Origin of the sequence: Lentzea sp. DG1S-22, assembly GCF_036321065.1 — a bacterium.
Lineage (GTDB): Bacteria > Actinomycetota > Actinomycetes > Mycobacteriales > Pseudonocardiaceae > Lentzea > Lentzea jiangxiensis.
Map to the genome: position 1 here is coordinate 2181122 of NZ_CP143276.1, position 16145 is coordinate 2197266.

At 70.6% G+C, this 16145-nt stretch carries 22 protein-coding genes; 11 read left to right on the plus strand and 11 right to left on the minus strand.

What is annotated here, in order from left to right:
• The first annotated feature begins 71 nt into the window (after positions 1-71).
• Positions 72-551 carry a cation:proton antiporter regulatory subunit gene (locus V1227_RS09650; protein WP_090096871.1) on the plus strand — a complete coding sequence of 160 codons (480 nt, stop codon included), beginning with the start codon at positions 72-74 and terminating at the stop codon, positions 549-551.
• A gap of 2 nt (positions 552-553) precedes the next feature.
• Positions 554-1702 carry a cation:proton antiporter gene (locus V1227_RS09655; protein ID WP_329792161.1) on the plus strand — a complete coding sequence of 383 codons (1149 nt, stop codon included), beginning with the start codon at positions 554-556 and terminating at the stop codon, positions 1700-1702.
• Here the strand turns inward: V1227_RS09655 and V1227_RS09660 are convergent.
• Positions 1659-1991 (minus strand): glycosyltransferase, encoded by a 333-nt coding sequence (locus V1227_RS09660; protein ID WP_329792162.1) that lies wholly within the window; start codon positions 1989-1991, stop codon positions 1659-1661. The genes V1227_RS09655 and V1227_RS09660 overlap by 44 nt on opposite strands.
• A gap of 14 nt (positions 1992-2005) precedes the next feature.
• Between V1227_RS09660 and V1227_RS09665 the strand changes: the two genes are divergently transcribed.
• Positions 2006-2389, plus strand: coding sequence for a TetR-like C-terminal domain-containing protein (locus tag V1227_RS09665; RefSeq protein WP_329792163.1), 384 nt, complete (start codon positions 2006-2008; stop codon positions 2387-2389).
• A gap of 79 nt (positions 2390-2468) precedes the next feature.
• On the opposite strand, the gene V1227_RS09670 is transcribed toward V1227_RS09665, so the two are convergent.
• Positions 2469-2816, minus strand: a complete 348-nt coding sequence (locus V1227_RS09670; protein WP_329792164.1) for a helix-turn-helix transcriptional regulator — start codon at positions 2814-2816, stop codon at positions 2469-2471.
• Between the two features lie 220 nt (positions 2817-3036).
• Between V1227_RS09670 and V1227_RS09675 the strand changes: the two genes are divergently transcribed.
• Positions 3037-3972, plus strand: a complete 936-nt coding sequence (locus tag V1227_RS09675; protein WP_329792165.1) for a TerC family protein — start codon at positions 3037-3039, stop codon at positions 3970-3972.
• 21 nt (positions 3973-3993) lie between these two features.
• Here V1227_RS09675 and V1227_RS09680 read toward each other — a convergent pair whose 3' ends face one another.
• The 3 genes from V1227_RS09680 to V1227_RS09690 form a co-directional block, all read right to left on the minus strand.
• A complete protein-coding gene (locus V1227_RS09680) occupies positions 3994-4389 on the minus strand; it encodes an STAS domain-containing protein (RefSeq protein WP_329792166.1) in 396 nt (131 codons plus the stop codon).
• 72 nt (positions 4390-4461) lie between these two features.
• Positions 4462-5418 carry a DUF4394 domain-containing protein gene (locus V1227_RS09685; protein WP_329792167.1) on the minus strand — a complete coding sequence of 319 codons (957 nt, stop codon included), beginning with the start codon at positions 5416-5418 and terminating at the stop codon, positions 4462-4464.
• 3 nt (positions 5419-5421) lie between these two features.
• Complete coding sequence (locus V1227_RS09690) at positions 5422-6753, minus strand: PP2C family protein-serine/threonine phosphatase (protein WP_329792168.1); 1332 nt, start codon at positions 6751-6753, stop codon at positions 5422-5424.
• A gap of 228 nt (positions 6754-6981) precedes the next feature.
• On the opposite strand from V1227_RS09690, the gene V1227_RS09695 reads away from it, so the two are divergent.
• Positions 6982-7161: a hypothetical protein gene (locus V1227_RS09695; RefSeq protein ID WP_329792169.1), complete on the plus strand. Its 180-nt coding sequence runs from the start codon at positions 6982-6984 to the stop codon at positions 7159-7161.
• Positions 7162-7388: 227 nt separating this feature from the next.
• Complete coding sequence (locus V1227_RS09700; RefSeq protein WP_329792170.1) at positions 7389-8324, plus strand: hypothetical protein; 936 nt, start codon at positions 7389-7391, stop codon at positions 8322-8324.
• Positions 8325-8447: 123 nt separating this feature from the next.
• Here V1227_RS09700 and V1227_RS09705 read toward each other — a convergent pair whose 3' ends face one another.
• Genes V1227_RS09705 through V1227_RS09715 form a run of 3 tightly spaced genes read right to left on the minus strand, consistent with a single transcriptional unit; the run spans position 8448 to position 10005 of the window.
• Positions 8448-9314, minus strand: a complete 867-nt coding sequence (locus V1227_RS09705) for a transglutaminase-like domain-containing protein (protein WP_329792171.1) — start codon at positions 9312-9314, stop codon at positions 8448-8450.
• Positions 9311-9466 carry a DUF6307 family protein gene (locus tag V1227_RS09710; protein ID WP_329792172.1) on the minus strand — a complete coding sequence of 52 codons (156 nt, stop codon included), beginning with the start codon at positions 9464-9466 and terminating at the stop codon, positions 9311-9313. The genes V1227_RS09705 and V1227_RS09710 overlap by 4 nt, the downstream gene beginning before the upstream one ends.
• Positions 9463-10005 carry a DUF5994 family protein gene (locus tag V1227_RS09715; RefSeq protein WP_329792174.1) on the minus strand — a complete coding sequence of 181 codons (543 nt, stop codon included), beginning with the start codon at positions 10003-10005 and terminating at the stop codon, positions 9463-9465. The genes V1227_RS09710 and V1227_RS09715 overlap by 4 nt, the downstream gene beginning before the upstream one ends.
• Before the next feature lie 389 nt (positions 10006-10394).
• Here V1227_RS09715 and V1227_RS09720 point away from each other — a divergent pair, with 389 nt between their 5' ends.
• On the plus strand, positions 10395-10709 hold the full coding sequence (locus tag V1227_RS09720; RefSeq protein WP_329792175.1) for a hypothetical protein: 315 nt from the start codon (positions 10395-10397) through the stop codon (positions 10707-10709).
• Positions 10710-10778: 69 nt separating this feature from the next.
• Here V1227_RS09720 and V1227_RS09725 read toward each other — a convergent pair whose 3' ends face one another.
• Entirely contained in the window at positions 10779-10922 is a 144-nt protein-coding gene (locus V1227_RS09725; RefSeq protein WP_329792176.1) for a hypothetical protein, read from the minus strand.
• A 382-nt stretch (positions 10923-11304) separates the two neighbouring features.
• On the opposite strand from V1227_RS09725, the gene V1227_RS09730 reads away from it, so the two are divergent.
• The 4 genes from V1227_RS09730 to V1227_RS09745 all read left to right on the plus strand — a co-directional run bounded on the left by V1227_RS09730 (position 11305) and on the right by V1227_RS09745 (position 14759).
• Positions 11305-11928, plus strand: coding sequence for a hypothetical protein (locus V1227_RS09730; RefSeq protein ID WP_329792177.1), 624 nt, complete (start codon positions 11305-11307; stop codon positions 11926-11928).
• A gap of 151 nt (positions 11929-12079) precedes the next feature.
• Complete coding sequence (locus V1227_RS09735; RefSeq protein WP_442916475.1) at positions 12080-13303, plus strand: AI-2E family transporter; 1224 nt, start codon at positions 12080-12082, stop codon at positions 13301-13303.
• Entirely contained in the window at positions 13304-14344 is a 1041-nt protein-coding gene (locus V1227_RS09740) for a fatty acid desaturase family protein (protein WP_329792178.1), read from the plus strand.
• Between the two features lie 19 nt (positions 14345-14363).
• Positions 14364-14759: an HPF/RaiA family ribosome-associated protein gene (locus V1227_RS09745; RefSeq protein ID WP_329792179.1), complete on the plus strand. Its 396-nt coding sequence runs from the start codon at positions 14364-14366 to the stop codon at positions 14757-14759.
• Here the strand turns inward: V1227_RS09745 and V1227_RS09750 are convergent.
• Positions 14744-15205 carry a hypothetical protein gene (locus V1227_RS09750; RefSeq protein WP_329792180.1) on the minus strand — a complete coding sequence of 154 codons (462 nt, stop codon included), beginning with the start codon at positions 15203-15205 and terminating at the stop codon, positions 14744-14746. The two genes, V1227_RS09745 and V1227_RS09750, sit on opposite strands and share 16 nt — an antisense overlap.
• A complete protein-coding gene (locus tag V1227_RS09755) occupies positions 15205-16056 on the minus strand; it encodes an STAS domain-containing protein (RefSeq protein ID WP_329792181.1) in 852 nt (283 codons plus the stop codon). The genes V1227_RS09750 and V1227_RS09755 overlap by 1 nt, the downstream gene beginning before the upstream one ends.
• Positions 16057-16145 lie beyond the last annotated feature (89 nt).

The window sequence follows — 16145 nt, forward strand, 5'->3', positions numbered from 1 at the left end:
GTCCGGACGGGACCGGGGCGGCAGGAGCACGTGCTCGATCCGGGCAGGTCCCGGCTTGCCATGATGACCTGATGGACGTCAACGAGGTACTGCTGCCCGGCGTCGGCCTGCGCTACGAGTTCACCAACGCCGACGGTGACCGCATCGGCATCGTCGCGCGCCGCGAGGGCAACTTCGAGGTGATCCGCTACGCGGCGGACGACCCGGACGAGGCGCAGCCGCTGTTCCGCCTCACCACCGCCGAGGCCGACACGGTCGCCGAGATCCTCGGCGCTCCGCGCATCGCCGAGCGGTTCGCCGACCTGACCAGGGAGGTGCCGGGGCTCAGTGCCGGACAGGTCGTCGTACCGGACGCATCCGCGCACGCGGGCAAACCGCTCAGCCACACCCGTGCCCGCACCCGCACCGGGGCGTCGGTCGTCGCGATCGTGCGCGGCGAGGACGTGATCGCCTCCCCGCTGCCCGAGGAGGTGCTGCGGGCGGGTGACGTGCTCGTGGTGATCGGCACCCACGACGGCATCAACGGCGTGCGCCGGATCATCGAGGCCTGACGGTGCACACGTCCCTCGCGCTGCTGCTCGAACTCGGCGTCATCCTCGTCGGGCTCAGCGTGCTCGGCGCGGCCGCGAGACGGTGGTCGTTCTCCCCCGTCCCGCTGTACCTGCTCGCGGGTCTCGCCCTCGGCAACGGCGGCATCGCCCCCGTTCCCGCCGCGGGCGACTTCGTCGAGGTCGGCGCCTCCATCGGCGTCGTGCTGCTCCTGCTCACCCTCGGGCTCGAGTTCAACACCGCGGAACTCACCCACAGCCTGCGCCGCCACATCCCGTCCGCGCTGGTCGACCTCGTCCTCAACGCGGCGCCGGGGCTGATCGCGGGATGGCTGCTCGGCCTGCCGTGGCCCGGCGTCCTCGCCCTCGCCGGTGCCACCTGGGTCTCCTCCTCGGGCATCATCTCCCGGTTGCTGAGCGACCTGCGCCGTCTCGGCAACCGCGAGACACCGGCGGTCCTCGCCGTCCTGGTGATGGAGGACTTCGCCATGGCGATCTACCTCCCGGTGCTCGTGGTCCTGGCCTCCGGCGGCACCTGGTGGCAGGCCTTGGTCGGAGTGGTCATCGCGATCGCCAGCGTGACCGCGGCGTTCACCGCCTCCCACCGCTGGGGCCACCACGTCAACCGCTGGCTCGCCCACCCCGACGACGAACAGCTCATGCTCCGCGTCCTCGGCACCACCCTCGTCGTCGCCGCACTCGCCGAGCTCGTGTCGGTCTCGGCCGCGGTCGGCGCCTTCCTCGTCGGACTCACCCTCACCGGCGCCACGGCCGAACGAGCACGCGCCGTCCTCGCGCCCCTGCGCGACCTGTTCGCCGCCGCGTTCTTCCTCGCCATCGGCTTCGCCGTCAGCCCGGCCCAGCTGCTCCCGGCCCTGCCCGCCGCATCCGCACTCGCCCTGGCGGGCATCCTCACGAAGATCGCCACCGGCTGGTACGCCGCCCGCCGCGACGGCGTAGCCCCACGCGGACGCCTCCGCGCCGGCACCGCACTGATCGCCCGCGGCGAGTTCTCGATCGTGATCATGAGCCTCGCCGGTGCCACGAGCCCCGGACTCGGACCCGTGGTCACGGCGTACGTCCTCATCCTCGCCACGACCGGGCCGCTCATCACCCGCTGGTCCGGCAGCTGGCTCTCACCACGAAGATCCTGAGCACCCCGGGTGTGGTGCCGGGACAGTGCGCCCGCTGCTTCGCGAGCTCACTGCCGCATCGCCCGAAATTGCGGTCGAAGATCTCGATGGCATTCGTGATGCCGTCCTCATCGGCGATCTGCTCGCCGAGGAGGGTGGCGCGCTCGCGCATGCCGTTGTCGGTGAGAGCGGTCCGCAGCGCGGTCGCCGACGACTGCGCGGACAGCTCCGACCGCGGCACCGGACGCGGGCCGACTCCGAGCGCGGCGATCCTGTTGCCCCAGAACGGCTGGTCGACCCCGTGCGGCACGGTGAAGTCCTCCGGTGCGACTTCTCCGGCAGCCCCGACACCGGCAGCGTGCGCGGCGACCTGCACGCCGTCGCCACCCCATCGCCGAGTTCCTGTCCCGCCCCGAAGGCACCGCACTGGCACGAGCGGCGATCGGCACCGGCGCCACGAGCGACATCGCGTCCCTCGCCGCACACCGGATGTCCGAGCAGGTGTCACCGGTGTTCGCCATCGCCGAACGAGCCCGCGCCCGCGGCGAGTGGCGCGAGGACGCCGACCCGCACCAGGTGATCTTCACGCTCGTCGGGGCGATCATGCACCGGGTGCTCCTCGAACACGCCGACCCCACCGGCCCCTGGCTGGACTCGCTGGTCGACCTCGTGCACCGCGGCACCGAGCGGCCTGGCTCCGGCACATGAACTCCACGCACCGGAGTGCGCGAAAGCCTGCGGCCGTGGGAGCTGCGCGCGGGAGCACTGCCCAGTCGACGGTGGACGGTCAGCTGCCGCAGCGGGCCGACGGTCCGGGCTCCACGGGACCGAGCGTCGTGATGAGGTCGGCGACGCGGTGGTGGGCCTCCAGCGGGTGGCGCAGGTGGCCGTCGGGGTTGATCTCGTAGTGGTTGCGGCGACCGTTCCTCGTGCGCACGACGTACCCGCCTTCGATCAAGTCCGCGAGGATCAGCTGCACCGCGCGGCTGGTGATGCCGACCCGCTCGGCGATCACGGGCAGCGTCTGGTCCGGATCGGCCGCCAGGCACAGCAACACGTGCGCGTGGTTGCTCAGGAACGTCCACGACCCGGTGGCGCGCTCCCCTGACGGCGCTGAACGCTCGGCGGGCGGCATGACAGCCACCATAGCCGCGCCGCGGTGACGGAGATCAAGCTTGACTGACGAACTCCAGTTCGTCATTCTGGACGTACGGAGGGGAGTACCCACCTCGCCCGGGATCGTCATTACGGCAGCCCCGAAGGCCGCCCGGTCCCGGCACCACCACACACGACGGCGTCGCCGCCCGGTGGTCGGGGAGACCTCTGGTTCCGCATACGAACCGGAGGTGTGTCACGTGCTAGTCCCGTTGTGGGCCTGGGCCGCCGTGCTCGGCGTCATCCTGCTGATGCTCGCCATCGACCTGTTCGCCCACCGCAGGGCACAGGTGATCGGCGTCCGCGAGGCCGCCGTGTGGTCGGCCGTGTGGCTGGCGCTGGGCCTCGGCTTCGGCGCCGTCGTGTGGTGGGCGTGGGGCGCGGAGTTCGCCGGCCAGTACTTCGCCGGCTACGTCATCGAGAAGTCCCTCGCCGTGGACAACGTCTTCGTCTTCGCGATCATCTTCGGTTACTTCGCCGTCCCCCGCGAGTACCAGCACCGGGTGCTGTTCTACGGCGTGCTCGGCGCGTTGGTGTTCCGCGCCGTCTTCATCGCCGCCGGGTCGGTGCTGATCGCGAGCTTCGCCTGGGTCCTGTACGTCTTCGGCGCCTTCCTGGTCGTCACCGGCATCCGGATGGCGTTGCACCGCAACGACACCATGGACCCCGAGCGCAGCGTCGTCCTGCGGCTGTTCCGCCGCCTGGTCCCCGTCACCGACACCTACCACGGCGCCCGGTTCCTGGTGCGTCAGAGCGGGCGCTGGGTGGCCACACCGCTGCTCGCGGTCCTGGTCCTCGTCGAGGTGACCGACGTCGTGTTCGCCGTGGACTCCATCCCCGCCATCTTCGCCGTCACCCAGCAACCGTTCCTCGTGTTCACCTCCAACGCCTTCGCCATCCTCGGCCTGCGCGCCATGTACTTCCTGCTCGCCGACCTCATGCACCGCTTCGTCTACCTCAAGCTCGGCCTCGCGCTGGTGCTCGTGTGGGTCGGCGTCAAGATGCTGCTGCTGGAGCTCTACAAGATCCCCACCGGCATCTCTCTCGCCGTGGTCGCCACGGTGCTCGCCACCGCGGTCACCGCCAGCTGGCTGCGCACCCGGACCGCGAACGCCACATCGGACACAACCGGCTGACGACCGGTGGTCCACCCCGGGTCACAGGATGGTCGGTTCCGCGGTGGTCGAGGTGCGCAGCGCCTCGACCGCGTGCGGCACGGTCTCGTGCAACGGGAGAACCTGGTCCAGGCCGGTGGCTTCCAGCGCGCGCCGGGTGGTCCGTCCGGGCGCGACGACGGCGAACCGGATCCCGGCGAGCCGGGCGCGCTGGTTGGTCTCGGCCAGCAGCGACAGTCCGGTCGAGGCGAAGAACCCCACGGCGAGGCAGACGACGATCCCCTCGGGGTGGTGGTTCATCTGCTCTTCGACCGCGACGCGCGCCTGGTTGACATTGGTGATGTCGATGTCACCGCTGACCACCATGACCACGACGCCGTCGTGGTCGATGGTCTCGATCTCCAGGTGTGAGATGCCGCCGCCCGGCCTGTCCGTCATCGCGCACCGCCGCACATGCTGGACCGTCCCTTTCGAAGCAAGCCGTTGATGTTCTCACCGGGAGGGTGCGCATCAGCGTGACGGCACCGTCCTGGTCGGTCTCCCTTTCTCCCCGCCGCCGTGGACGACGTCCAGACTCGCACCGATCAGCGATTCCTGCGCGTTCAAATGACTGGTTCGGACCGGCCACGGATGCGGCCGGCCGTGGAACCGCGATGCCCACTCCGCGAAAGCCAGGCCGACGACGTCACCGCCCGCCAGCCCGACGACCGAGGCGCGGCCGGTGCCGAGGTCGGCCCTCACGAGGACCGACCCGTCCAGCAGCGGAAGACCGGCCCGCACTGCGGCGAGGGCTTGGTGGCGGCTGTCGGCGGTCGCGATGTCGAAGCCGTTGACCTCGCCGACGTCGACGCCGAGCTGCCCGACCGTGAACAGCCGGCCGGTGTTCGGCGAGACGACCGGGGTGACGCCGGTGGCGGGCCGCACGTCGATGCCCACCAGGCGGTCGCGGGCCTTCAGACCCGTCACGCGAACGCGCTGCTGGGCGAGCAGCGCTGTCCTCCGCTCTCCCCCGGTGCTGACCGCACGGTCGGCGGCGTCGTAGCAGTACCGGGACTCCGCCGTTCCGGACGCGGCCCGGCCGACAGCGGCCGCGACGCTCCTGCCATCGCTGGTCTTCCAGTCGAGCGGGAGCATCCTGGCGGCGTCGCCCCTGCTGATCGATGCGATCGAACTGCCACTGCCGCAGGCCATCGACACCGAGGTGACGCCGTCCAGCTCCTGGGTGAGGGTGCGGTCGGCGTCGTCGTAGGTGAACGACACGGACCGCGGGCTGTCGAAGGCGTTCGCCGTCACCGTGGAGGAGGTGCCCCTGTCGACCTGATCGTAGGTCGTTGGCGTGCGCACGCCGTTGACATCGGTGTAGACGACGACGCGCCCGAGCAGGTCGGTGGCGGTGTTCACCCCGGAGGGCGGGTGCACCTGCGTGGCCGACAAGACCGGGAGCCGTTCCCCCACCACACCGGCCACGGCTCACAGCGCGGGCAGCAGACTGAGCTGGTCGGTCGTGGTCCACTCCAGCATCAGCAGCGTCGCGTCGTCCTGGAGCCGGCCGTCCTGGTGCTCCAGCACCGCGCGCACCACCCGGCGCAGCGTCTCCGCGGCGGGCAGCCCGCTGGCCTCGTGCCGCTCGACCAGGTCGACCAGCCGCTCCAGCCCGAACAGCTCGCCGTGCGGGCTGCGGGCCTCGGTCACCCCGTCGGTGTGGAACAGCACCCGGTCACCGGGCTCGAGCTGCTCGCGCAGCAGGACTGGCCTGCCCCGGTGCAGGTTTCCCAGCCCCAGCGGCGTGCGGCTCACGGTGTCGAGCAGCCGCACCACCCTCCCGTCGCGCAGCACCGCGGGAGCCGGGTGTCCGGCGTTGAGGTAGTGCAGCACACCGGTGTCCAGCTCCAACTGCGCCAGGAACGCCGTGGCGAAGGAGTACAGCTCGCCCGAGCGGTGGGCGTTGATGGTGTCGTCGGCCAGCTCCGCGGCGGCGACCAGATCCGCTCCGCAGCGGCGGGCGTTGCGGGTCGCGGCCAGCGCCATCGAGGTGGTCAGGCCTGCGTGCAGGTCGTGCCCCATCGAGTCGAAGATCGCCACGTAGGCGCGGTCGTCGTCCACGGCGTAGTCGAACCCGTCGCCGCCGACCTGGTCGTAGGGCTCCATCGCCGCGGCGATGACGACCCGCTCGCAGGCGAACACCTTCGGCGGCAGCAGCTGCCACAGCAGCTCCGAGGCCACCGACAGCGGCTTGGTGCGCCGCACGCGGTGGAACAGGTCGCTGTAGAGCTGCTTGCTCAGCACCAGGTGCGCGACCTGACCGGCCAGTGCCCAGACCTGAGCGCGCAACACCCGGTCCTGCGGATCGGCGCCCGCGGGCAGGCCGACGCGCAGCACGCCGAGGCGTTCGGTGCCGTCCAGCACCGGCACCCACAGGTGCGCCGGTTCAGCCTCGGCCGCCGACACGACGATCTCCACCCTGGCGAACGCCCGTCCCGCCAGCGTCGCGTCCACCGGCAACGACGTCCCGCCCCGCTCCCGCACCGGGTGCAGCTCCCGCTGCCCCAGGTCGACCAGGTACAGCTCGGCCGACACCTCGAGCAGCGCGCTCGCCTGGTCCAGGATGCCGGGCAGGTCGCCTGCTGTGGCCAGGTGCGACCGGTTGACGACGTGCTCGAACACCGCCTGCCAGGACCGCTCGTCATTCACCACCGCCGAAGGGTAGGTGATGAACGTGCCGATCGCGCCGCGCGAGCCGGTGTGATCCCGGCGATCCCGGTTCAGGCCGGCGGTGTCGCGGGAGCCGGGCGACGCGATCACCGCCGGCTCCCAGCCTCCGCGGCCGCCGCCCGCAGCGGCCGGTGTTCAGCGGGTTTGCCAGGACGAACCGTGCTTCGTGCGGCAGAAACGTCTCCACCCGAAGGGACCGTCGTGGGAGTAGGGTGGGTGGTCCGAGGGGACCTCGTGCATCGGCGACCGAGCCAGGTGCCCCCTCCGGAGCACCAGAGACCCCGCCCGGCTGGTCCGGGCGGAGGCGGGAGCACCGAGATGATCTCGGGCCCGATCAGCACCGGCATCGAACCGACGGCACCTCACGGTCTTCGCGCGGTCAGGAGGCCGGACGCCCTGTCCGACAGCCAGTTCCCCGGCGGCTGGCGGCCGTTGGCGACCGACCCCGCCACCACCGTTCCCGCGCTGAACCCGCCGACGTGGCGCGCGCGGGCATGACACGCCACGTCCGAACCTCCTCCTGGTGGTCCGAAGTGGACTTCCACGCGGTCTCGGGGCTGAGCTGCTCGGGGTCACCCGGACGTCGGTGAGCAACCTCGTCGCGGGAGGCCGCGGCATCGTCACCGCGCCACCCGGAGCGCGTGGCGCGGGAACCGAAGTCGTCCGGCGACGCCCGATCGGCGGCGGTGCCGCCTCCACCACACCGGTCTGGAGTGCTGCCTGCCATGATGGGTCTGTCCGACGTCACGCGCCTGGAACAGGACACCCGTGCACTGCGCGGGCTGGACCACCGGCGCGGTGGCGAGCCCTGTCTGGACCGGGTGCGCCTGCGGATCCGCGAGAACCTCCCGCTGCTCGTCGCACCCGCGTCGCGGGAGGTGCGGCAACGGCTGCACGTGGCCGTGGGCGACCTGCGGAACCTGGCGGGCTGGGTGTGCTTCGACGCCGGCCTGGTCACCCACGCGCAGAACCACTTCTCGCACGCACTCGCGCTGGCCGGTGTCGCACGCGACAACGGGCTGATCGCCAACGTGTGCTACCGGCTGGGGCGGGTCCACCTGCACCACGGGCACCTCGACGAGGCGTTGCGGTACTTCGACCTCGGCCGCCTCGCGGCCTCCAGGTCCGGTGACCGGCTCGCGGGCAGCATCCTGACCGTCAACTCGGCGTGGGCGTGTGCGCAGAAGGGCGCCGAGCACGGTGCCCTGACGTTGCTCGACCGCGGCCGCGAGCAGTTCAGCGCCGCGAACCGCACCGAGGTGGCCGGGTGGGCGGAGTTCTTCACCGAGTCCGACCTGTCGGGCATGGCCGGGGCGGTGCACACGGCCCTGGTCGGCACCGCTGGGCGGCACCACGCGGGAACCGCTGTTCCGCTGCTCGTCGCGGCGGTCGACGGCTACGGCGAGGACATGCTCCGCAGCCGGATCCTCAGCCTGGTCCTGCTGTCCACCAGCCAGTTGGTGCAAGGAGACGTCGACATCGGCGTCGCCACCGGACTGCGGGCGCTCGAGTTCGCCGCCTCCGTCGGCTCGGCCCGGGTGCGCGACCGCTTCCGGCCCCTCGCAGCGCAGGCACGCGAACAACCCACCCACTCCGGAGCGCTCGACCTCGCTCGTCGCATCGACGCGAGAACCATTACGTCTGCGCCGCAGATGCCCTGAGTCGCGCCCACCGGTGCCGACGCGGTCGTGCGAGCAGACGACGGGCGCACTGAACCTGTTCACCGCCAACCGATCGCGGTCGGAGAGTCGCTGCTCCGGTGGCGGACGCCGCCACCGGCCGGCTCATCGCCACGCGGGCGCCATGTCCTCTTCGGCGTGGACGACCATCGACTCCAGCACAGGGCCTCCGAACGTGGTCACCACGGCGACGTCCGCGGCGTCCCTGCCGCGGCCGACCACCACCCTGCCCTTGCGCGGCACGCCGATGTGCGGGTCGAAGGTCCACCAGCGGTCCCCCAGCCAGACCTCCATCCAGGCCGCGAAGTCCATCGGCGCTCCGCCCGGCGGGACGTCCAGGTCGGGCAGGTAGCCGAAGACGTAGCGGGCGGGGATGGTGAGGGCGCGGCAGAACGAGATCGCCAGGTGCGCGAAGTCGCGGCAGGCCCCGATCCCCGAAGCGTTGACGTCGGCGGCGGTGGGCAACGCCGTGGAGGTGGCGTGGCCGAACTCCAGCGACTCGTGGACGTGCCGGCAGATCGCCTGCACCCTGCGGTATCCGGGCGGATGCGCGCCGAACCTCGACCAGGCCTCGTCTCCCAGCACGTCGGACGCGCAGTACCGGCTGGGCAACGTGTAGAGCAGCACGTCGCCGGGGAGGTCGTCGGGCCACCTCTCCGGCGCGGTCTCGTCGACGTCCTCCGCGCGGTCGGGAACGTCCGCCCAGGCGGCGTAGTTCACGGTGGACAGCCCGGGTGGCAGCACCAGGCGCGCGAGCCAGTTGCCGTAAACGTCGAAGTGGTATCGCACGGGCACGTCCGGCTCGGTGAACAGGTTCTCACCGCTCACCCGCACCTGGTCGTGCCGGTCCGGTCTGACCATGAACACCGCCGGTGCGGGCACCTCGGCGCGGTAGGTGAACGCACAACCGACGCGGAGCAGCCGAGTGCCCCGCGCCGGTCGAGCCTCGCCGCCGCTGTGGCGCGAGGTCACCGCACCCTCTCCGGGATGTGGTCGAGCGCGCGCAACACGTGCACGGCCAGATCCCGCGCGGCCTTGCCGCCGAGCTCGGTGCGGCCGGTCAGCACGTCCTCCACCATCTTGAGCCGGCGGTCGTACGCGGACGTGAAGGTCGATTCGGTCATTCTGCTTCTTTCGTCTTCTGTTGGGGTATCCGGCCGCCCTCGGCCTCCGGGGAATCCACAGTGGACCCCTCGGCCGCCTGGGCACCGGTGCGGAACAGGTCTGCGACCGTGTCGGCGTTGTCGCGCCGGGTAGCGCACATCATCGTTTCGTGGGCAGCGGACGGGTCGGTGCCGGGCGGTACGACGAGCAGCGTGAGGCGGCGCCGGTCACCCGCGATGAGGTCGAGCGTGTGTGCGGGCCTGGACCAGAACCCGTTGAGACGGACGCGCACGCCGTCTGCCGCGATCTGGCGCGGCGCCGTGTCCCATTCCGCCAGGTTGTAGCTCACCCGCGGGACGACCCCCAGCCGAACTGCCAGCACCGCGAGCAGTGCCGGCAGTTCGGCGGCGAGGTCCCGGGAACGCGGCCACCAGGCACCGTCGACATACCCCGTGGTGAGCGCCTTCGGCCGCAACCGCAGTCGCAACTGGTGGTGCGGAGGCTGCTCGGTGGCCGTGACGGCTGCAGGGGCGATGGACTGGTGCGGAGCCGACGTCATGCCGGAACTCCCGTCTCCGGCCGGAAATCGACCGGTTCTGGTTTCGCCGAGTACGACGTGAGCTTGACCGCTCAGGTACGAGATGTTCTCGACAGAATTGACACTACACCCTTTTCTCTCACCCAACCGATTTCACGCGCACTATTTCCTGCCGCCACGATTTCCCGTCGGCGCTGCTCGCCGGCGCGGGTGGACACGGATACCGCGAAATTGTCCGAACGGCGCCCGGTCAACACCTTCGGGGTCGAGCCGGGAAAACCGACGGGCCCCCACGGCTGCGCTGCTCTCGTGAGAAGGCGTCGGTGCGCGCTGCGGGCGAACGCGGAGACGGCCTCGTTGACGGACCAGTCAACGGGAGTGCCGGCCACGACGACCGAGAGGTGACCGACGTGTCCGACCACCAGCGGCTGGAATCCTGCTCGCCGATGAGCGCGGTGCGCTCGAACCGGTGGCCGCGTCAACCCAGCCGGCTCGTCCGCTCGAGCACCTCACTCCTGCGGCGCGCGGACGGCCCGTCCGAAGAGTCGCTCCACACAGGACAGGCGGTGCGTTGTCCGGACCTCGGCGTGCTGCCGTCGCGCTGGCCACGTTCCACCTCCGCGGCACTGGAGCTCGGGTTCGTCGCGGTCGGCACCGTGCCGATGCGCCTGAAGGGCGAGGCGGACGGTTCGCTGAACCTGTTCCGGACGTCGTCCGGCGCGTAGTCGCCGAGCACCTGGAGATCGGGGCCACTGATGCCCTGTCCCTCATGCGCAACTACGCGCGCAACACGGTCAACCGCTGTCGGACGTCGCCAGGCAGGTCACCGCGCGGTCACCGGAGGTCTCCGGGCTGCCGAGGTCCGGCAAGCCGCGGCCCCGCTGGCGACATCGGCGGACCGGCGGCTCGTCCACGTCGAGGTTCGGCAACAGGCTCAACCCGGTGATCATCGGGGGCTGTCGCACCGGGGTTTGCGCGGGACACCGCACAGGACCGTGCCCGCCCGCCGCGTCATCCCGCTGGGTCGACAACCACGTGGTGGCTGAACCGCAGTTGTCCGGCGATCCCGTCATGCCGCACCGCGCAGGTGCTCGTGTCCACCCGCACCGCAGACGCCGCACCTCTGCGCGGGAAATCCGACGGCTCCGCGTGCCAGGCGGCCTTCGTGCGTGACCGCAAGATCCACAATGGATGGTCTACAGCACCGGCGGTGCGGTAGTGGAGTAGCGTTGAACCATCAACGACTCGCTGAACGAGGAACGACCGGCTCAGGGCTCGACCAGGGTCACCGGGAGAGTTCGCGCGGGCGCCGTCGTGGTGGTGGGCCTTCTGGTGCTCCTCGCGGTGGTGCTCGCGGTGGTGCTCGGCGCAGGCCAGGCCGGCGTCGTGCTGCTGGGTGTCCTGGGCTGGATGATCGCCCTGGCGGCTCGGCTGCCGGTGCTGGGCTCAGCCGGGAGGCTGCACGCCGTCCGGCGGCGCGACACCATCATCGCGGTGGTGTCCGGCGCCACCGACGAGGTGGTCCGGCTCGCGGTGGTCCTGGTCGCCGTCACCGGCGTCGAATCCGCGCTCTGGGCCGGTTTCGGCTGGGCGTCGGCCCAGCTCGTGTTCATCGCCGCCACCGAGCTCACGAGGTTCAGCTGGCCGATCGGGCGGCAGGCCGCCGAACAGCTGAAGGCGCAGGGCGGGTTCGTCAGCACACATCCCGCCCACAGCGGAGTTCGCGGCGTCGCAGCGATGTCGTTCCACCTCGGAGCGACTCTGCTGCTGAGCGCCGGACCTTGGTGGGTCGTGGTGACGGCGATCGCGCACGTGGTGGTGAACGCGGGATTCGCTCGGTGGGCGAGGGAGAGGCTCCTGTCCGTCGAAGTGTTCGGTGCCGCCGTGAGCGCGGCGCTGCTGCTGGGTGGTCTGGCCGCCGCTCAGGCACTCGGCTCTTCTTGAAGGCGTCCTCGGCCTTCTCCACCGACTCGTCGAGGTGGCCCTCGAACTGGTCGGCCTCGGCGTCGAACTCGTCACAGCCCGTCGGGGTTTGGTGGGCCGAAAGGCGGGGAAATCCAGGTAGAGGTGTGCGGACACACCGCCGTTCTCACCGATGACCCGGATCCCGGCGTCGGCAACCGATACCGGAGGTACAGCCGTCGTCAGCAACGACCGCGGGCACTCATCGCCCGCACGGACCGCCATTCCCCCCGTACTGCGCGTCAGTGCGGCTCTGGGCTGGCGCTTCCTCGTCGTGGTGGCCTCGCTCTACGTCATCGGCGTCGTCCTCGGCAGGCTGGCATCACTGGTGGTGCCGCTCGCGATCGCTTTGCTGCTGGCGGCGTTGCTCGCCCCGGCGGTCGGTTTTCTCATGTCGAGACGATTTCCGCGAGGTCTCGCGACGGTGGTGGTGCTCGTGGGTGGCCTTGCCGCGCTCGGCGGGCTGCTCACGTTCGTCGTGACGACGTTCGTCAACGGCGTACCGGAGCTGGCGGCGCAACTGGTCCGCAGCGTCGACGCCGTGTCCGGTTGGCTGGTCAACGGCCCGCTGCACCTCAGCGACACGCAGCTGCGCGAGTTCGCCGACCGGTTCGTGAAGACGCTGCGGGACAACCCGTCAGGCATCACGTCGAGCGCCATCACCACGGCCGCTACTGTCGGCGAGATCCTCGTCGAGATGGTGCTCGTGTTGTTCGCGCTCGCCTTCTTCCTCTACGACGGCCCGCGGATCTGGCAGTTCCTCATCCGCGTCGTCCCCGCCGGCCCGCGCCGCAGGGTGGACGTCGCGGGCAGGCGCAGCCTCGCCGCGCTGGTCAGCTACGTCCGGGCGACCGGAGCGGTCGCCGTGGTCGACGCGCTCGGCATCGGCGTCGGGCTGGCCGTTCTGGGCGTGCCGCTGGCGGTTCCGTTGGCAGCACTGGTGTTCATCGGCGCGTTCATCCCGATCTTCGGAGCGGTGGTGGCGGGTGGCGTGGCGGTCCTCATCGCACTCGTCGCGAACGGTCCGGTGACGGCGGCCATCGTGCTCGTCATCGTGATCGCGGTGAACCAGCTGGAAAGCCATGTCCTGCAACCGTTCCTGCTGGGACGTGCGGTGAAGCTGCACCCTCTGGCGGTGGTGCTGGCCATCGCGAGCGGACTTCTCGTCGCGGGCATCGCGGGCGCTCTGCTCGCGGTACCGCTGCTGGCGGTGCTCAACTCAGCGATCCGCTCGCTGCGGAGCGAGGCCGATGAACACGTGGCACCCGCCGACGTGCACACCAGCGAACCCGAAGAGTCCGGACCGGACGAACCCGGACTGGACACCGAAGCCGACACCGAAACCCGGAGCAGGTAGATGACCTCGACACACGACGTGCTGGCGGAGACGGCCGACCGTCCCCGCGGCAGTGATTTCGCTCGTCTGACCAGAGAACTCAAAGACGCCGGCCTGCTGGACCGCCGCCGCGGGTACTACCTGCTGCGCATGGCGGTCAACGCTGCCCTGCTCGGTGCCATCGCGGTGACCTTCGTGATGCTCGGCGACTCCTGGTGGCAGGTGTTGCTCGCCGCGGCACTGGCCGTGGCCTCGACCCAGCTGGCGTTCATCGGGCACGACGCCGGACACCGGCAGATCTTCCGCAGCCACCGCCACAACGACGTGGTCGGGCACCTGCACGGCAGCCTCACCGGCATCAGCTACCAGTGGTGGGTCGCCAAGCACAACCGCCACCACGCCAACCCCAACCACGAAGACCACGACCCCGACATCGAGATCCACGCCCTCGCCTTCAGCCGCGCCCAGGCCAGGAGCAAACGCGGCCTGAACGCCTGGATCACCAAACACCAGGCTTTCCTGTTCTTCCCGCTGCTGCTCGCCGAAGCCGCCGTGCTGCGGATCTCCGGCATCGTCGCCCTGTGCCGTCGCGAACTGCGCAACCCGTGGCGCGAGGCGGCACTCCAGATCGTGCCGCTGGTGGCGTACGTGGCGGCGGTCTTCGTGGTCCTCTCCCCGCTGAAGGCCGTTGTGTTCATCGCCGTGCACCAGGGACTGATGGGCGTCTACCTCGGGTGCTCGTTCGCGCCCAACCACAAGGGAATGCCGATCATCAGCGGTGAGCAACGCCTCGACCACCTCCACAAGCAGGTGCTCACCTCCCGCAACGTCACCGGCGGCCGCTGGGTCGACGCCCTGCTCGGCGGGCTCAACCACCAGGTCGAGCACCACCTCTACCCGCACATGCCCCGCCCCAACCTCCGCCGCGCGCAACCCGTTGTCGAGAGCTTCTGCGAGCGACACGGAATCCCCTACAGCAAGACCACCTTGGTTCGGTCGTACGCCGAGGTCCTGCGCCATCTGCACGACGCAGGAGCGCCGCTACGCGGTACAGCACGATGACGAACACGAGGAGATGCCGGTGAACGCAGTACCCGCAGATGCGTCCGTGATCGACCAGCGCCTGCAGCTGGCCACCGGATTCCACGCGTCCGAGCGCGACTGGGTCGTCGAGCGGCTGGCCGCCCTCGGCTCCCGCCTGCGCTCGTACCGGGACGACCAGGTGGAACTGGAGATCGCGGTGAAGGACCGGGAAGGTGTCGACCAGCGGGTGGTGCTGCAGTGCTGGCTCAGCAGCGCGCACCGCCTGCACCTGATCGCGACCTCGGCGGAGCAGGAGCTGTCCACCGCGCTCAACGAGGTCCGCGACGAGCTGATCCGCCAGGTCGACGACGCCAAGACCCGAACGGAGCCGCGCAGCAACCGGGCGCTGCGGTCGTCACCGCCCGATCCCCGGAGTGATCAGCGGGCCACGTAGCCACCGTCGACCGGAGGGCGGCACCGAGCGGCTTCGCGTTCGCGGGCCTCGATCTCGCGGCTCAAGGCCGCGGTGCGCAGCCGTGCACGCCGGCCTGATCTCTTCCACTTGACCACCGTCACGACGGTGCCTCGGCAGACCTCGGTGTCGAGGCCGAACTGGTCGACCAGGCGACGTGCGCTGCTGAGACCGAGACCGCTGTCGCTGCTCCAGCCGTCGGCGAGTGCCGGAACAGGATCGGAAATGCCCGGTTCCTCATCGTGGAACGACACGCGCACACCGTCGCGGGTCCTGCGCGACACGGGCCGTGCGCACGCCGCCGAGCGTGAGGCCCAGTCCCACCAGTGATCGCGCCGGCCGGAACGCATGCCCACCACGCTCTGGTCCTGCAGGTCGACCCGGACGAGCAGCACGCCGCCGATCTCCAGAATCGGGACGCGTTCCATCACACCACTTCGCGACTGAGGGCATCCACACCCTCGTTGCGCAGCACGTGGCGCAGGGCGTCGGCCAGCGAGGCCTTCGTGACGATGTCGCCGAACTCGATGCCCAGCGCCACGATCGTCTGCGCGATCTGCGGGCGGATGCCGGACACGATGCACTCCGCGCCCATGAGCCGCGCCGCGACGACGGTCTTGAGCAGGTGCTGCGCGACCTGGGTGTCCACGGCGAACACACCGGTGATGTCGATGATCGCGTGCTCGGAGCCGGTCTCGACCAGCATCTCCAGCAGCTTCTCCATCACGACCTGGGTGCGCGCGGAATCGAGCGTGCCCACGAGCGGCACCGCCAGCACGCCCTCCCAGATCTTCACGACCGGCGTGGTCAGCTCCAGCAACTGCTCGGCCTGCTCCTGGATGATCTCCTCACGCGCCCGCGAGAAGGCTTCGAACGTCCACAACCCCAATGCGTCCAGCAGTGCGGAGAACGCGAGCGCCTGCCGGAACAGGTTCGGATCGTCGCCGTTCTCGACCAGCGCGAAGGCCTCGCGCTTGAGCGAGAAGACGCTCGACGCGGTCTCCGACGGCGTGAAGCCGCCTCGCACCCTCGAGCGGGAGTACTCCTGGAGGAAGGACCGGACCTCACCGAACGCCGGTCCGGAGATGTCCCGGCCGTCCTGCCCCGCCAAGGGCAGCAAGAGCTGGAAGAGCTCGCGGAAGTCGATGGTCAGCTCCGCCTGCGTGGCACGTCCGCGCAGCAGTGCCGCCACGGCGCCCACCCACTTCTCGATCACCGTTTCGGTGTTGGTCCGCAACAGCTCCGTCAAGCGGTTGTCCTGCCTTGCGCCTGCAGTCATACGAGCCTCCTGGGCTTCGACCTCCGCAGCCGAGCCGGACGACTGCACGCCCGGTGAGGCCGGGCGTGCCCGGCACGAGGTGCGTTCGG

Excerpts from the sequence above, each read along its gene's own strand:
- V1227_RS09650 (WP_090096871.1), top strand. The coding sequence starts at position 72 with ATGGACGTCAACGAGGTACTGCTGCCCGGCGTCGGCCTGCGCTACGAG.
- V1227_RS09670 (WP_329792164.1), bottom strand. The coding sequence starts at position 2,816 with ATGCCGCCCGCCGAGCGTTCAGCGCCGTCAGGGGAGCGCGCCACCGGG.
- V1227_RS09680 (WP_329792166.1), bottom strand. The coding sequence starts at position 4,389 with ATGACGGACAGGCCGGGCGGCGGCATCTCACACCTGGAGATCGAGACC.
- V1227_RS09695 (WP_329792169.1), top strand. The coding sequence starts at position 6,982 with ATGATCTCGGGCCCGATCAGCACCGGCATCGAACCGACGGCACCTCAC.
- V1227_RS09700 (WP_329792170.1), top strand. The coding sequence starts at position 7,389 with ATGATGGGTCTGTCCGACGTCACGCGCCTGGAACAGGACACCCGTGCA.
- V1227_RS09710 (WP_329792172.1), bottom strand. The coding sequence starts at position 9,466 with ATGACCGAATCGACCTTCACGTCCGCGTACGACCGCCGGCTCAAGATG.
- V1227_RS09715 (WP_329792174.1), bottom strand. The coding sequence starts at position 10,005 with ATGACGTCGGCTCCGCACCAGTCCATCGCCCCTGCAGCCGTCACGGCC.
- V1227_RS09735 (WP_442916475.1), top strand. The coding sequence starts at position 12,080 with ATGACCCGGATCCCGGCGTCGGCAACCGATACCGGAGGTACAGCCGTC.
- V1227_RS09740 (WP_329792178.1), top strand. The coding sequence starts at position 13,304 with ATGACCTCGACACACGACGTGCTGGCGGAGACGGCCGACCGTCCCCGC.
- V1227_RS09750 (WP_329792180.1), bottom strand. The coding sequence starts at position 15,205 with ATGGAACGCGTCCCGATTCTGGAGATCGGCGGCGTGCTGCTCGTCCGG.
- V1227_RS09755 (WP_329792181.1), bottom strand. The coding sequence starts at position 16,056 with ATGACTGCAGGCGCAAGGCAGGACAACCGCTTGACGGAGCTGTTGCGG.